Source organism: Saccharopolyspora sp. 6M (assembly GCF_020176775.1).
GTDB classification, from domain to species: Bacteria; Actinomycetota; Actinomycetes; order Mycobacteriales; family Pseudonocardiaceae; genus Saccharopolyspora_C; species Saccharopolyspora_C gregorii.
The window spans coordinates 1-247 of sequence record NZ_JAIUJZ010000359.1 but is presented as its reverse complement, the minus strand read 5'-3'; the positions used below and the strand labels follow the sequence as shown (position 1 = coordinate 247).

At 76.1% G+C, this 247-nt stretch carries 1 protein-coding gene; it reads right to left on the bottom strand.

All coding sequences use genetic code 11. The annotated features are described in order from the left end of the window. The coding region (locus LCD31_RS28820; RefSeq protein WP_224963332.1) for a polyketide synthase dehydratase domain-containing protein at nucleotides 1-247 on the bottom strand (247 nt) is incomplete at both ends.

Sequence of the window (247 nt, the reverse complement as noted above, 5' to 3'; positions counted from 1 at the left end):
GCGGCGGCGAACACCGTGGCGTGCAGCACCGCGTCCAGCAGCGCCGGGTGCAGGCCGTAGGACTCGGCGTCGCGGACCTCCGCGGGCAGCCGCACCTCCGCGAAGTGCTCCGCGCCGCGCTGCCACACCGCGCGCAGCCCGCGGAACACCGGCCCGTAGTCGAGCCCGGTCGCGGCGTAGTCGTCGTACAGCGACGCGATGTCCACCTCGGACGAGCCGGGCGGCGGCCAGGCGGAGGCGTCGAAGT